The 15,435-nt window shown below is 67.6% G+C and carries 13 protein-coding genes; 12 read left to right on the top strand and 1 reads right to left on the bottom strand.

All coding sequences use genetic code 11. The features are described from left to right. Positions 1-61: 61 nt before the first annotated feature. On the bottom strand, positions 62-502 hold the full coding sequence (locus AC07U4_RS09390) for a hypothetical protein (protein ID WP_495195252.1): 441 nt from the start codon (positions 500-502) through the stop codon (positions 62-64). On the opposite strand from AC07U4_RS09390, the gene AC07U4_RS09385 reads away from it, so the two are divergent. From AC07U4_RS09385 to AC07U4_RS09330, 12 genes are all read left to right on the top strand, one after another. Next, positions 488-820 (top strand): PaaI family thioesterase, encoded by a 333-nt coding sequence (locus tag AC07U4_RS09385; RefSeq protein WP_495195251.1) that lies wholly within the window; start codon positions 488-490, stop codon positions 818-820. The genes AC07U4_RS09390 and AC07U4_RS09385 overlap by 15 nt on opposite strands. A 78-nt stretch (positions 821-898) precedes the next feature. After that, complete coding sequence (locus AC07U4_RS09380; protein ID WP_495195250.1) at positions 899-1,453, top strand: helix-turn-helix domain-containing protein; 555 nt, start codon at positions 899-901, stop codon at positions 1,451-1,453. A gap of 71 nt (positions 1,454-1,524) precedes the next feature. After that, positions 1,525-1,851, top strand: a complete 327-nt coding sequence (locus tag AC07U4_RS09375) for a hypothetical protein (RefSeq protein WP_495195249.1) — start codon at positions 1,525-1,527, stop codon at positions 1,849-1,851. A 31-nt stretch (positions 1,852-1,882) separates the two neighbouring features. Next, a complete protein-coding gene (locus AC07U4_RS09370; protein WP_495195248.1) occupies positions 1,883-2,368 on the top strand; it encodes a hypothetical protein in 486 nt (161 codons plus the stop codon). Beyond that, complete coding sequence (locus AC07U4_RS09365; protein ID WP_495195247.1) at positions 2,290-2,928, top strand: JAB domain-containing protein; 639 nt, start codon at positions 2,290-2,292, stop codon at positions 2,926-2,928. The genes AC07U4_RS09370 and AC07U4_RS09365 overlap by 79 nt, the downstream gene beginning before the upstream one ends. Then, positions 2,925-3,380, top strand: coding sequence for a winged helix DNA-binding protein (locus AC07U4_RS09360; RefSeq protein WP_495195246.1), 456 nt, complete (start codon positions 2,925-2,927; stop codon positions 3,378-3,380). Before AC07U4_RS09365 ends, AC07U4_RS09360 begins: the two co-directional genes overlap by 4 nt. Positions 3,381-3,541: 161 nt before the next feature. Further along, positions 3,542-3,913: a hypothetical protein gene (locus AC07U4_RS09355; RefSeq protein WP_495195245.1), complete on the top strand. Its 372-nt coding sequence runs from the start codon at positions 3,542-3,544 to the stop codon at positions 3,911-3,913. 64 nt (positions 3,914-3,977) lie between these two features. After that, on the top strand, positions 3,978-4,307 hold the full coding sequence (locus AC07U4_RS09350; protein ID WP_495195244.1) for a hypothetical protein: 330 nt from the start codon (positions 3,978-3,980) through the stop codon (positions 4,305-4,307). A 5-nt stretch (positions 4,308-4,312) separates the two neighbouring features. Continuing rightward, positions 4,313-5,401 (top strand): ImmA/IrrE family metallo-endopeptidase, encoded by a 1,089-nt coding sequence (locus tag AC07U4_RS09345; RefSeq protein WP_495195842.1) that lies wholly within the window; start codon positions 4,313-4,315, stop codon positions 5,399-5,401. Positions 5,402-5,724: 323 nt separating this feature from the next. Beyond that, positions 5,725-11,688, top strand: a complete 5,964-nt coding sequence (gene proA, locus AC07U4_RS09340) for an anti-phage protein ProA (protein WP_495195243.1) — start codon at positions 5,725-5,727, stop codon at positions 11,686-11,688. Further along, positions 11,688-12,809 (top strand): metallophosphoesterase family protein, encoded by a 1,122-nt coding sequence (locus AC07U4_RS09335; protein WP_495195242.1) that lies wholly within the window; start codon positions 11,688-11,690, stop codon positions 12,807-12,809. Before proA ends, AC07U4_RS09335 begins: the two co-directional genes overlap by 1 nt. Further along, positions 12,806-15,430: an AAA family ATPase gene (locus AC07U4_RS09330; RefSeq protein ID WP_495195241.1), complete on the top strand. Its 2,625-nt coding sequence runs from the start codon at positions 12,806-12,808 to the stop codon at positions 15,428-15,430. The genes AC07U4_RS09335 and AC07U4_RS09330 overlap by 4 nt, the downstream gene beginning before the upstream one ends. Positions 15,431-15,435: the final 5 nt, after the last annotated feature.

The following is a 15,435-nucleotide window of genomic DNA, read 5'->3' as shown; positions in this document are numbered from 1 at the left end:
ACCATAGGTGTGGCTTATCGGTTCGAGAGCCAAAAACTTCTAGGAACCATGGCCGCCCTTTTCAACGCGGCAATATGCCCGCAGACTGCTGACGGCGAATGGCGGCGACGAGGGCATCGACGGTATCGACCGTCTCGGTAAAGCCTGCTCGCCTGATCTTTGCCATGTCGGACAGGACGTCGAACTCGGCTCCGAAGACGAAGTCGCCGAATCCCCATCCGACCGCGCGATCGAGTTCGATCTCGCCGAGCCCCTGATCGGAACGGACCGAAGCCCAGCGGGTCGCCAGAAGCGGCATGTGGTCGGCGAGCTTCATCGGAAGGGGTGGTCCCACGTCGATGGCCAGAGCGTCCGCGACCCTGGTCCAGACGCGTTCCCAGCGGAACGGCTCGTGGACGTAGTTGAAGGCCTCGCCCGACGCCGCGTCGGCTGCCGCGGCCCACAGGCTGGGATACGCTGCGTGCGCGCTGAGGCAGGCGAGATCGAGATGCAGCTCGACCATGATCCGTCCTTGGAGAACTCGATGGCGATGCTTCATGGTGGCGCAGCGGCGACGCTGCTCGATACGGCGATGGGATGCGCGGCGCACACCACTCTTCCCGTCGGCAGCGCAGCCGTGACGCTTGACCTGACGATCACGTACACCCGGCCGATCACCGTCCGCAACGTTCCGGTCAGCGCCACCGCGCACGTCCTCAACGAAGGTCGTCGCAGCATCTACGTCACGGGCGAGATCCGCGACTCCGACGACGCTCTCGTCGCACATGCGGTCGGCAACTTCTCGGTGGTGGGACAGAAGAAGGCAGGCGGCTCCGACTGACGGGCCCGCGCCGAACCGGTGACCCTAAACCTTTGAGGAGGTGCAGCGGTCGAGCGCTCTTGGCATATCGGTCGCGTTATGGATCCGGCCATCTACGATTCGCTCACGCCCATGGAGCGCAACTGCCTGCGGCTGGCGCAGCACGACCGTAAGTCCGAGCAGATCGCGCATGCGCTTGGCATCGCCACCTCCACCGTCAACACGCACATCTTCTCCGCCCGTCGGAAGATGGGTGGTCTGACGCGGCTGAGCGCCGCCGACAGGCTGAGGGAGTACGAAGCGTCGGAAGCCGGGGGTATGTCGTCGACGCCTTCGGCACCGACGGAGGCTTCGACCATGGCACCTCCACAGACGCTGTCTAGACACCCGATGTGGATGGCGGGAGGGCCCGACGACGGCGCAGTCCGGACCTCGCCCGCCGAAGTTCGGGAGGAACGGACGACCTTCGCGTTCGACGATGTCGTCCTTCATTCCGGCGGGCAGGAACGGAACCGCGTGGATCCTCTCCATCGCGTACTTCTGCTCCTGGCGATTGCCGTGCTGATTGCCCTGATCCTGATCGCCGCGCCGGCGATCTACGACTCGGCCGCGGAGCGGATCGCCAACAGCCTCGAACGGCCTCACGCAAGATAGCCCGGGTACTCCCGGGCGGAGGACCTATGGCACGCGTTACTGCAGAGCATGTCGAGACGACCAAGCGCGCCGTGATCGCGGCGGAACGGGCTACCAACCGCGGCATCACCGACACGCTGACCTGCCTGCTCGCCATGCAGGGCGAGCGCACCGACGCGCGCGTCTTCATCGACGAGCAGTCCATCGGCGCGATGAAGCTGATCGCACAGAGCCTGGATCTCCAGCTGGAGTCGCAGGCGAAGATCGCGGCGGCGCACGGACTGATGGTCGGCATGATCGGAGCGTTCGACGTTCCGGGGTATGGACCCGGCACCTGCGTGCCGAACGAGCCGGGCAGCGGCTCGCGTGACCGCGGCATCACGAACCAGCCTTCGTCCGCGCTAGCCACGGCAGATTGACCCGGGGACGTGGCCATGCTCCGCTTAGCCGATGCACCCCTATGTCGCTGGTTTCTGGCTTCTCCTGCTCGCTCTCTTCGTGCTGGCCTGGAGCGGTCGCAGGCGGTCCGCTGGTTTCCGGGCCGACATCGGGGAGCCGGAAACCGGCACGGCCACGCTGCTGCTTGGCGCGGCGGTTCTGACGGTTCTTCTTCGACCGTCCCCTGCTACCAGGTTCATCGACCTGGAGTGGGCGATGCTGCTCGTGGACGCCGGGCTCTTCGTCGGGCTGGCCGCGCTGGGCGTGAGGTCCGGTAGATGGTGGGTACTCTGCGCCGCCGCGCTGCAGGCGATCTCGGCCACGGCGCACGTGGCCCGGCTCGTGACGCCGGGAATGTACCGCCTGGGATATCAGGTCATGGAGGAGGCCTCGAGCTATCCGACGCTTCTCCTCCTGGCATGGGGACTCTGGAGCCGTCGTCGGGTGGCGAGGACCGCCGGGCGATCGAGGAGCTTCTCGTCCGGTCGGGATACGTAGCCGACCAGTCTGCCGCCGTCGCCGACGGGCTGATCGAGGAGTTCGGCTCGTTCGCGGCCGCCATTGCGGGGTCGATGAGGCGCCTTCGACGTGCGGGCGCCGACGACCGCGTGATCGAGGCGGTTCGCTGGTTCAGGTCCACGGCGTTGCTGGCACTGCGGCAGCGCGCCTTCGAGCAGCCCGTCATCGGCTCGTCGAAGGCGCTGCGGGAGTACCTCTTCGCCGACATGAGCGAGGGAACGCGCGAGCGCTTCCGGACCCTGTATCTCAACGCCTCGAGTACGCTCATACTCGACGAGGAGACGGCGACGGGCACCGTCGACCGGGCGCCGGTCTATGCGAGGGAGATCGTCGGCCGCGCGATCGAGGTGGGCGCGACGTCGATGGTCCTAGTGCACAATCATCCCGGCGGTGACTGCCAGCCCAGCAGCGCGGACATCGACAACACCGTCACGCTCGCGCGTACCTGCGCCGCTCTCGACATCTCGCTGCTCGATCATCTGATCGTCGGGCGGAACGGCATCGTGAGTCTTCGCGCTCTTGGACTGCTCAGCGAATGAGCGGGGGCGGCATCTGCGCCATCTGGCCGCGGCCGGACGTTGCCGGCCCGACCGCCGCAGTGCGGGGATCGTCGGCGACGGCGACGGCGGACGAGCAGACGGGGCGCGGCGCCTCTAACCGTCCCAGCCACAGGGCTCGGGCGCAGATCCTCTTCAATCAGCGCCGCGCGCGCAGTCGCTGCTTCGGTGCGCACGCCAAGGTGTTCCAAGAGGCGCCGTGGGACATCCTGCTCGAGCTCTTTCTCCACCACGAGGATGGTTCGATCTCCCCGACCACGACGGTCGCATACGACGCGGGCGTTCCGCGGACGACGGCACTTCGTGCGCTGAAAAAGCTGAAGGAGATCGGCCTCGTCACCAGCTGGGCGGATCCCGCCGATCGGCGTGTCAGACGGATCGGTCTCACGGCTACGGCCGTGGCGATGATGCGCCGGTATCTCGACGAGCTATGAGGCAAACACCCCGATGCGTAGCCGGTCGGCATGTACGTGTGAGCGGCGACGGCCCCTGCTCAGGATCGTTCCGTCCGATCCGGCGCAGTATCTCGATGACCATCCGGTGGCCGGGAGCTAGATCAGAGGCCGTGGCGTCATCGAGCATGCGGGAGGATGACTTGGCAGCAGAATTTGCCTCCTTCCAGGCGCGGGTCGAGGAGTGGCTGCGAGCGTGCTTCCCCCCGTCCGCCCAGGCCGACGTTTCGGAACGAACCCATCGCTTTCTCGAGGAGGCGCTCGAGCTTGCCCAGGCAAGCGGCTGCTCGCGCGAGGACGCGGCGGCGCTGGTCGACTACGTGTTCGGACGACCTGTCGGTCAGCAGGCTCAGGAGGTCGGCGGCGTGATGGTCACGCTTGCGGGCCTCTGCAGCGCATCCGGCATCGACATGGCTGCGTCTGGCGACGCGGAAGTCAGTCGCAACTGGGAGCGGATCGAGGCGATCCGGGCCAAGCGGCAGTCGAAGCTCCACGGCTCGCCTCTTCCGCAATGAAGCATACGGTCCCATCGTTCGAACCATGCCAGCCTTCCAGTGGCGCCTGCGGGGTCGGACACGCGTGATCAACGTGACTTTCGAGGGCGAGACGCTTCACGGGATCTGCATAAGTCTCGCGAATGCCGAGCGGGAGTACGGAAGCGTCGCGGCAGGCGCGCTCGTCTCCTTCCTCGAGGACGCACGTGCGCTGGAGCGCGCCGACGAGCTGCTCGATCTGCTGGGGAACGAGGTAAAAATTCAGCCGGACGATTCCCTTTTCGTGGCGTTTGGTTCAGACTACCGCGGAACGCTCGTCGTCGTCGGCAGGCGTTACGGCCTGGATGCCCATGGCAGGATCGACTGGAAGAGCGTGACCAGACTGAAGCTCGTGGAAATCTCGAGGGTGCCTTGACCGAAGTGCAGGAATTCACGCCCGACTGGTTCTCCAAGCCCGGCGACACGCTTCGATCGCTGATGCTTCGCCGCGAGGTCGGGGCAGAGAGTATCGCCGAACGTCTGGACGGCGGCCTGGCCACTCTTAGAGGTCTGCTCGCCGGATCCGTATCGATCGACGAAGACCACGCGAGATCGCTCGCCGACACGCTGGGTGGCACCACGTCGTTCTGGCTGAAGCGCCAGGCCAACTACGACGAGGCGCTCGATAGAGCGCTCGACCGTGCGCTCGATAGCGAAGCCGACGAGTGGCTCAAGCTGAGCGTCCCGGGCGACCGGCCGAGAGGCAGAATGTCCGCCACGACGCGCCGTGACGAGGTTCGCCGGCGACTCAGCTTCTTCAACGTCGGTACGATATCGGCGTGGGAGGCAAGGTATGGCCGTCTCTGCAGCCATACGATGTTCCGAACGTCGCAGGCATTTCGCTCGGAAGACAGCGCGGTGCTGATGTGGCTGAGGAGCGGGGAGCTGGGCGCGGATCTCGTGGCGACCCGGCCCTGGAATCCCGGCAACCTCCAGGACCGCCTGACGGAGATCCGGAAGCTCTCGCAGATCCGACATCCGGAACGCTTCTTGCCAAAGCTGAAGTCGCTCTGTGCCGAGGCCGGGGTGGCGGTCGTCGCCAAGCGTGCGCCCGAGAAGTGCAGGGCGTCCGGAGCCAGTCGGATGGTCGCGGCCGACAAGGCCATGATCCTGCTCAGCTTCCGAGGCCTGACGGACGACCGCTTCTGGTTCACCGTTTTCCACGAGATGGGCCACCTGATCCTGCATGGCGCGAGGCCGTTCGTGGATGCCGACATGGAGGGGGACGACGAGAAGGAGCGCGAGGCCGACGACTTCGCATCCGACGTCATCATCCCCGCGAACAGGATCGACCGCTTTCGCAGCCTTCAGCCGAACAGGGAGGCCATTCTTCGATTCAGCGTGGAGTCCGACGTCGCGCCAGGTCTTACCGTAGGCCAGATGCAGCATCGCGAGATGATCGGTCGGGACACGATGAATCGGCTCAAGCGTCGCTGGCGCTGGGAGGAGCTCGAGCCGCTGCTGGACTAGACGTGACAGTCAAGCGAGACGTCCGGGGTGCAGATCGACAGGCGCAGCGCCGTCTTATGGCCGGATCGGCCAGTCTTTGCGGCCTGTTGATCCAGCGTCCGATAGCTGAATGCTTCTTGCACCATACATCTCAAGACTACGATCGTTTCCGGGTAGGCGAATACGGCCGTCGGACCGCCAGGACCCAGCGTCGTCTTCGGTCCACGCGAGCTGACGTTTCGAGCACGCGGCTCTAGACGGTAAGCTGCCGGAAACGGTTCCTTTTCTACTATGTCCCTTCGGGAAGCGCCGCTAGCTTCATCTATCGATCGCGGGGGTAGGACATGACTGATTCGAGCGACGGACGCCTCGTCGACGCGGAAGCCGGCGTGTCGCCGCCGACGCTGCCGACGCTGACGGCCGATATCGCCGGCAGCTTCACCTATGCGTCCTATCAGAACGCCGTCCCGGTCATCCGATCGCTCGGCATAGAGAACGGCGGGGGCGGGCATCACGTAGGCTGTCGCGTCGAACTCACCTCCTCGCCGCCCTTCCTTCGGCCGAAGGTCTGGACGATCGACCGCCTTGCTCCCGGTGACGCGCTGCCGCTCGGCGATCGGAAGATCGATCTCGACTCCGTCTACCTCGCCGGTCTGAACGAGGCGGAGCGCGGCGAGATCACGCTGCGCCTTTCCGACGGCGAGACGGTGCTGGACGAGCGTCGCTACGACGTGCGCCTGCTGGCACGTGACGAGTGGGGTGGCGTCGCCGACATGGCGCAGCTGCTTCCCGCCTTCGTCATGCCGAACGATCCGGCGGTGGCCCGGGTATTGCGGACCGCGGCTGACAGGCTTGCCGAGCACGGGCAGCCGAGCGGCCTGGACGGATACCAGTCCGGCGATCCGAAGCGCAGCTACCTTCTGGCAGCGTCGATCTATTCGGCTCTCGCAGGGATGGGGATCCACTATGCCGAGCCGCCGGCCAGCTTCGAGGCGCGCGGACAGAAGGTGCGCCGTCCGACGACGATCGCGCAGGAGCGGCTGGGCACCTGTCTCGACACGACGCTGCTGTTCGCGGCCGCACTGGAGGCTGCCGGCCTCTACCCCGTGATCCTCCTGTTCGACGGTCACGCGGCAGTGGGCGTCTGGCTGACCAGGCGGACCTTCGGCAACACGGTCGAGACCGACCAGATGGAGGTACGCAAGGCCCTCGCGTCGAGGGAGCTCATCGTCTTCGAGACCACCGGCATCACCCATAGGCCGGCGATGGCCCTCGACCTGGCGCAGCGTGCGCTCGACCGGCGGATGAGCGAGGACGAGGCGCACGCCTTCGTCGCCGCAATCGACGTGCGCCGTGCCCGAAGCGGCGGCGTGACACCGCTCGCCTCGCACGAGAGCGAGCGGGCGGCGACCGCGGACGACGCGACGACGGCTGCGACGACGCTGGGGCTGCCGGATGCGCCCTCGTTCAACGAGCTGCCGGACATGCAGGTCGAGGAGAAGCCGACCACCGCCGCCGGCCGGATCGACCGGTGGCAGCGCAAGCTGCTCGACCTGACCTTGCGCAACCGGCTGCTCAACTTCCCAGACTCGAAGAAGACCATCCCGTTCCTGTGCACCGACGTCGCGTTCCTCGAGGATCGGCTGGCCGACGGGACGGCGATCCAGATCGTCTCGCTTCCCCAGCAGAACCCGCTCGGCGAGCGCGATGCGGCGCTGTACCGCGAGGTGCACGGCCGTGACCTGAACCGGGGGTACGCCGACGAGGCCCTGAAGCGGGACGAGCTCCCCTCGCCTCTGGACGCGAAGCAGCTGGAAGCCAGGCTCATCGACCTTCACCGGCAGGTACGCAACGACTTCGCCGAAGGTGGCGCCAATACCCTCTTCCTGGCCGTCGGCTTCCTGCGCTGGAAGAAGAAGCCGGAGGACCAGCGCAGCTACCGCGCGCCGCTTCTCCTGATTTCCGTGAAGCTGGAGCGGCGCAGCGCCAGTGCCGCCTTTCGGCTACGCTTCCACGAGGACGACCCGCGGTTCAACGCGACGCTCCTCCAGTTCCTGGAGCGCGAATTCGATCTGAAGCTGCCGCAGTTCGGTGGAGAGCTGCCGCGCGACGACAGCGGCATCGACGTGCCGCGAGTCCTGGCGGCCATGCGGCACGCGATCCGCGACGTGCCCGGTATGGAGGTGCTGGACGAGACGGCCCTGTCGACCTTCAGCTTCGCCAAGTACCTGATGTGGAAGGACCTGACAGAACGGACGGACGCCCTGCGGGAGAACCGCGTCGTCCACCACCTCATCGATACGCCCGACACCGCATTCTACACCGGCGGCGGCGCGTTCCGGGAAGAGGGTGACCTCGACCACGTCTATGCCCCCTCGGACATCATCTGCCTGCTGCCCTCGGACTCGTCGCAGACCGCTGCGAGCCTCGCCGCCGCGGAAGGGCGCGACTTCGTGATCGTCGGACCGCCGGGTACGGGCAAGAGCCAGACGATCGCCAACATGATCGCCAACTGTCTGGGTGTCGGCAAGACGGTGCTGTTCGTCGCGGAGAAGACCGCGGCGCTCGACGTCGTCTATCGCCGCCTTCGGGAGCACGGCCTTGGCGATCACTGCATCGAGCTGCATTCCAACAAGGCGGATCGACGTCACTTCCTCTCGCAGCTCAAGGCCGCATGGGAGCACAACGGGCGCCCGGACCCGGCCGAGTGGCTTTCGGTCAATGAACGCCTGCGGGTGCGTCGGGACACGCTGAACGCCTACGTCGAGGCGCTTCATAGACGCCACCCGAGCGGCTGGACGCCCTACCGGGCTCTCGGCATCGCCATGCGGGACGGTGGCGCGGCGGCGCCGACGCTGGACTGGCCGAAGGACCAGGTCATCGATGCCGAGCGGCTTGCCGCTCTCGAGGAGCTCGCCGGCGAGGTCGGTCTGGTGTTCGCCTCGGTCGACCGCCGGCCGGCCCTGGACCTCGTCGACGTCGACGATCCCGGTTCAGCCAGGCAGGAGGAGATCGTCGCTTCGGGACTCTCGCTGCGCAATGCGATCGACCTGCTGGCAGGTGCGCTCGAGGCGTACCGCGTCGCGCTCGGGCTGCCTTCCTCGGATCAGCCGCCGACGGTCGAGATCGAGACGCTGGCGGCACTGGCGACCGGCATCGAGGCCAGCCGCGACCGCGATCTGTCGATCGCCTTCCATGCCGACTTCGCACGGGTATCCGCTGACCTCACGACCATGACGGCCGCTATCGAGTTCTACCGGGACGCCGAAGGTCAGCTCGGCGCGTCGTTCACGGGCGACTGCGTCCGCGCACTCGACGCCGACGGGCTGGACCGGCAATGGCGCGAGGCGAGCGCGTCGATCTGGCCGATGTCGATGATGGGTCGACGCAAGGTCACGCACCTTCTCCAGGGCTATGCGGACGTAGGCACCGTCGATCCCGAGCGCGACCTGCCGCTCCTGATCGGCATGAAGCGCGAGCTTGCGGTGATCGACGCAAGCCCGCTCAACGATCTCGCGGTGCCCACTGCAGGAATTCACACCGACCCGGTGGCGGTACAGGACGTCCTGAGGGAAGCAGGGCGGCTGCGCGCCGCTCTGAGGCTGGACGGATGGGATCCGGAGGCCCGCGAGCGCGCGAAGCAACGTGTAGAGGCAGCGCTCCAGGATTTGGATCAGGCCGATCGGCTGCGACAGGCCGGAGCGAAGCTCCTTGCCGCTCGCCAGGGTCTCGACAGCGCGCGGACGCGCTTCGCCAAGGCCGCGGGCCGAGACGTCCGCTTCGGCGATGGACGCGACGCGCTCGCCGACGTCTCGGCGATGCTGACGGCGCTGGCCGACGCACGCCACCTGCTGCGCGACTGGTCTGCCTGGTGCCGCGTCCGCGGCAAGGCCCAGGCGTTCGGCCTCGGCACGCTCGTGGAGGCGATCGAGGACGGCGCGGTATCGCCGGATCGTGCGCGGGACGCGTTCCGGATCGGCTACGCACGCTGGTGGCTGCCGACTGCCCTCGATGCGGATCCGGTCCTTCGCGACTTCCGGCGCTTCCAGCACGAAAACGCGGTCGTCGAGTTCCGGGAGCTCGACGACCTTGTCCGCACGCACGCCAGCGGTCGCGTGGTCGGCGCGCTGGCGCACGATCTCCCGACCGTGCAGAGCGTGCCGCGCAATTCCGAACTCGGGCTGCTGCGGTATCAGATGGAGCTGCAGCGACCGAGCCAGTCGATCCGCGACCTGATCGGCCGCATGCCGGAGAATTTCGGCAAGCTCGCCCGGTGCATGCTGATGTCGCCTCTGTCGATCGCGCAGTATCTGCCGCCGAACCAGGCGCTCTTCGACGTCGTGATCTTCGACGAGGCGTCGCAGATCACGACCTGGGACGCGGTCGGTGCGATCGCGCGCGGACGTCAGACGATCATCGTGGGCGATCCGAAGCAGCTTCCTCCGACCAACTTCTTCGGAAGCAACGAGGAGGACGAGGAGGTCGCCGACCACGAGCGGGACATGGAGAGCATCCTCGACGAGGCCAAGGCGTCGGGGATCCCGGTGCGGGACCTTCGCTGGCACTATCGCAGCCGCAGCGAGTCCCTCATCGCCTTCTCGAACAGCCACTACTATCAGAACCGGCTGGTCACCTTCCCCTCCCCCCAGGTGGACGATCGGGCGGTACGTCTCCGGAAGGTGCCGGACGGCGTGTACGATCGAGGCAAGAGCCGTACGAACCGCATCGAGGCGCAGGCGGTGGCCGACGAGGCGGTGGCGAGGATGCGTTCCTGGCTCGCCCTGCCGGAGAAGGGCCGGCCGACGCTTGGGATCATCACGTTCAATGCGCAGCAGCAGTCGCTGATACTCGACCTGCTCGATCTTGCGCGGCGGGAGGAGCCGGCGCTGGAATGGTTCTTCTCGGATGATCGGATCGAGGCGACGATCGTCAAGAACCTGGAGAACGTGCAGGGCGACGAGCGCGACGTCATCCTGTTCTCCATCACCTTCTGGAAGGATGCGGCGGGCAAGCTGACGATGGACTTCGGTGCGCTCAATCGCGACGGGGGCGAGCGGCGGCTTAACGTCGCCGTGACGCGTGCACGGCAGGAGCTGGTCGTGTTCTCCGGCTTCACGGCCGACCAGATCGATCCGACCCGCACCAAGGCCGTGGCGGTGCACCACCTCAAGACGTTCCTCGACTACGCCGAGCGCGGCGCGATAGCCCTGCCCGCGCAGAGCGAGGGCTCGGTCGGGGGATTCGACTCGCCCTTCGAGGAGGCCGTGGCCGCGCAGCTCGAGAAGCGCGGATGGATGGTGGTGCCGCAGGTCGGCATTTCCGGTTTCCGGATCGATCTCGGCGTCCGTCATCCCGACCTTGCGGGCGCATATCTCGCCGGCGTGGAATGCGACGGCGCGACCTACCATAGCGCCGCGACCGCACGGGACCGTGACAAGGTGCGCGAGCAGGTGCTGACGGGTCTGGGCTGGAACATGCTGCGCGTCTGGTCGACCGACTGGTGGTACGACAGTGCCGGATGCGCCGATCGGCTGCATGCCTCGCTCGAGGCGCTGCTCGAGGTCAGCCGCGAAGCCCGCACCGAGCCAGCGCCGGTCACGAGCTGGGAGATGGGCGCCGAAGTCGAGGCGGCCGCCGACGAGAAAGCGGCAGCTGTCGATGCCGAGGGGATCGGAAGCGAAGGGGCGGGCCTCGTCGTGCCCGTCGCCTCCGTCGCGGACGCGGTGACCGAAAAGGCTGCCGACGAGCCTGCCCGCCGTCCTTCGGAGTTTACAGCCGCCGGGCGCTACCGCGTCACCGATCTGTCGGCGTTCGCCGCCGATCCGGCGCGCTTCTTCGATCTTGCGTACCGAGACACGCTGCTGGCGATGATCGAGAAGGTCATCGACGAGGAGGGGCCGCTGCGTACCGACATCGTCTGCCAGCGGATCGCGAGGGCGCACGGCTGGCTACGCACCGGCCCTAAGATCCGCGAGCGGATCGATCGGCATCTCGCCGGCTTCGAACGGACGCAGGAGACGAGCGGCGAGTTCGTCTGGAAGCCGGGTGCCGTCGCCGAGACGTGCGCCTATCGCCCACCGGCGACCGAGGATGATCGCAGGTCGATCCTGGACATCCCTCTCGCCGAGCTGACGGCGGTGGTGCAGGCAAATCCCGCCCTGCACGACCAGTCCGATCCTGCGCGCGATCTGGCGAGACTGCTCGGCGTCGAACGTCTCGCTGCCGGACCTCGTGCGCGGCTGGACGAGGCGATCGCACGCCACCGGGAGATCGCCGGCATTGTACAGAGCACCACGGGAGCGTCCTGATGCGTTTCATCCATTCGAGCGACCTTCATTTCGGAAAGCGCTTCGGCAATTTCGCTGGTGACCTCCCGGGACGCCTTAGGGAGGCGCGTCACGCGGTGCTCGGCACGCTCGCGGAGCACGCTCGTCACAACGGTGCGGGGACCATCCTGCTGGCGGGCGACACGTTCGACACCGAGACGCCGGCGGCGGACGTCCGGCGGCAGGCCCTCACCGAGATGGCTCACCACGCATCGGTCAGATGGGTGATCCTGCCTGGAAACCACGACTCGCTGCAGGCCGCGGAGCTGTGGAGCCAGCTAATAAGGGAGGCCCCCGACAACGTGACCCTGGCGACGGAGGCCGCACCGATCGCGATCGACGACGGCGCGGTGATCCTGCCGGCGCCGTGCAGGACGCGCCGTCCGGGCCGGGATCTAAGCGAATGGATGGACGGCGCCGCGACGGGCCACGGCGTCATCCGGATCGGCCTGGCCCATGGCAGCGTGCAGAGCTTTTCGGAGAGCTCCGTCGCCAATGACGTGATCGCGCCGGATCGGGCGCGCCGTGCCGGCCTCTCGTACATGGCGCTCGGCGACTGGCACGGCGCCGTCGCCATCGATCCCCATACCCACTACAGCGGCGCGCCGGAGCAGGACCAGTTCAAGCACGAGCGCATAGGCTCGGCCCTGCTGGTGGACATCCCCGGCGCCGGCGCAGTGCCTGGAGTCACGTCGCTGCCCACCGGTCGCTTCGCCTGGCGTACGCTGGACCTGCATCTGCTCGCCCAGGACGACCCTGTGGAAGCACTGGGAACCCTGCTGCCGGAAGTGCGCGAACGGCGGCAGACGCTGGCTCGCGTCGTCGCGGCGGGGCGCACCGGCCTCGCGTCGCGAGGTGCGCTGGCCTCCGCCGTCGAGGCCGCGGCACCCGACTTCGCCTGGCTGCGTCTGGAGGATGCGGATCTTGCGACCGACTGCGCGGTCGAGGATCTCGATCTGATCGACAAGGCCGGCGCCCTGCGGGTGGCTGCGGATGCGCTCCTTGCGGAAAGCGTCGATACCGGCCGATCGGCGGAGGACCGCGCCATAGCGACGGCGGCGCTGTCGCGACTCTACGGCTATACCCAGCAGGTGGCGGCATGAAGATCTCGGCCCTACGCTTCAGCAACGTCAAGCGCTTCGCCGCGCGGGGCATCGCGATCGAAGGCATCGGCGACGGCGTGAACGTCCTGTGCGCGGCGAACGAGTTCGGCAAGTCCACGAGCTTCGAAGCGCTGCACGGTCTCTTCTTCCTTCCTCATTCCAGTACGGCGGCGGATGCGAGGAACCTCAGGCCCTACAGCGGCGGCAATCCCCTCATCGAGGCGGACGTCTCGGTAGGCGACGACCGCTATCGGATCAGCAAGCAGTACTTCGGCGGCCGCTACGCGAAGGTCGTCGACCTCGCCACCGGAAGGATCGTCGCCCAGAGCGACGAGGCCGAGAACTTCATCACCCGGATGACGCAGGGCGGCACGGGCGGCCCGGCGGGGCTGCTGTGGGTTCGTCAGGGAATGACCGGTATCGAGGCCCGCAGCAGCCGCGATCAGGAAAGCGATCGTCTCGTGCGAACCGGCCTTCTGGAGTCCGTACAGGGCGAGGTGGAGGCGATGACCGGCGGACGTCGGATGGCCGGCGTCATCGCCGCCGCCGGAGCCGAGCTCGCTGCACTCGTCACCCCGACCGGCAGGCCCAAGGCGGGGGGACGCCTCGCCGACGCCATCGCTCGCAAGGAGGAGCTCGAGGCCGAAGCGCAGCGGCTCGAAGATGAAGTGAAGGCCCTGCATCACGAGCTTGTCGAAAGAAGCGCGGCCCAGACCCGTCTTGCCGAACTGGAGGATCCGGACGCGCGCGAGGAGCGACGGCGCGATGTCGCCGGCGCTGAGGCGGCCTTCGAGGCGGCCAGGTCGCAGACGGAACGACTGAAGTCGCTCGAAGCCGAGCTGAAGCTCGCGCGGGAGCGGCGCGATGTCTCGATGCGCGAACTGAAGCAGGTCGAGGAGGCGCTCGCCGACGCGCGGCAGGTCGCCGACGACGTGCGCGCAGCCGGTCAGCGACGCGACGAGGCGACCGAACGGCGTCGCAAGGTGGACGAGACGATCGGTCTTGCGCAGGCGGAGGCGGAAGCAGCCGAGGCGGAGGAGACGTCGCTGCGGGAACTGCTGGGGCGCATCGAGGCGTCGGCGCGGTCGCGCGCGGCAGCGGAACAGAGGGCGGAGGGAGAGCGGCGGCTCGAGCAGGCCGAAGCGGTACGTGGAACGATCGAGTTCTGCGAGGCTCAGCTTGCCGGTCTCCGGCTGCCGAAGGGCGCTGTGGACGAGCTGCAGGAACTCGACATCGAGATCGCCCGCATCCGCGCCGTGCGGGAGGCAGGGCGACCTACGGTACTCGTCTCCTACGAGCATCGAGACGCTCCTCGCGTCACGATGGCAGGCTCCGACCTGATAGATGGCGAGGAGCGGGGCTTCGACACGCATACGCAGCTGCTTGCCCCAGGGATCGGTACGATAACCCTTCGCTCCACCGGCGTGGACAAGGAGACCGGTCGACTGGACGAGGCGGAAGGACGACGCCGGACGCTGCTCGCCTCGATGGGCATCACGGATCTCGCCGCAGCGCGGGCGCAGGAGGTGCGGGTTCAGTCGCTCGAGGGACAGGCGGGCGAGGCGCGGGCGCAGCTCGGCGTGCTCGCGCCGAATGGCCTGGAGGCACTGCGCAAGGAGGTCGCCGCTCTGGCCTCGATCGACCTCGCACCGAACGATGTCACCGAGGATCCCGATCAGACCCAAACGGCGCTCGAGGCGGCGGAGCTGCGCCGCCGGCAGGCCGTACAGGCGATCCGAGCAGCGGAGCCGACGCGCAACACGGCTAACGACGCCGTGATCGCTTCGGAGACGCAGCTCGCGGTTCTGCGGACCCGCGAGGAGCAGATCGCGGCAGTGCTCGGTCCGCAGGACGGGCGCGAGGAGCGTCACAGGTCGCTCGACGCGGCCGTGGCGGAGCGCGAGTCGACGCTGGCGAAGGCGCAGGAAGCGCATGACGGACAGCGCGCGCAGACGCGCGACCTCGCCGCGGCAGACGCTGCGCTCCGGCGGATCCGCTCGGTGGAGCAGGCCGCGGTAGCGGAGGCGCAGCAGCTGCGCGAGCGCATCGCCGGGCTGACGGCCCATATCGTGCTGAAGTCAGACGATGCCGTCGAGGAGCGCTGGCGCGAGACGTTCGAGGCTCTGGAGGCGGCGGCCGTGCGGGTCGGCGACTTCGAACGGGAGGTCGCGGTGATGACGCGGCTCACCGAAGCGCTGGAGGCTGCCCGCACGAGCGCGCGCGACCTCTACCTAAAGCCCGTCATGACCGAGCTGCATCCGCTGCTTGCCCTGCTGTTTGAGGACGCGACGATCAGCTTCGATGATCGCACGCTGCTGCCGCACACGATCACGCGGCAGGGTCAGGAGGAGAACGTCGACCGCCTCAGCGGCGGCATGCGCGAGCAGCTGTCGGTACTGACGCGTCTGGCGTTCGCCCGCCTGCTTTCTCGCGATGGTCGCCCGACGCCGGTGATCCTGGACGACGCGCTTGTCTACTCCGACGACGATCGGATCGAGCGCATGTTCGACGCGCTGCATCGCCAGGCGAACGATCAGCAGATCATCGTATTCTCCTGCCGCCAGCGCGCCTTCCAGAAGCTAGGCGGCAACGTACTCACGACGGCTGACTGGACACCCTGAAGGTC

The sequence above is a fragment of the Sphingomonas sp. GW821-FHT02B09 genome (assembly GCF_059421875.1).
This window is presented reverse-complemented; position numbering and strand designations above follow the sequence as displayed.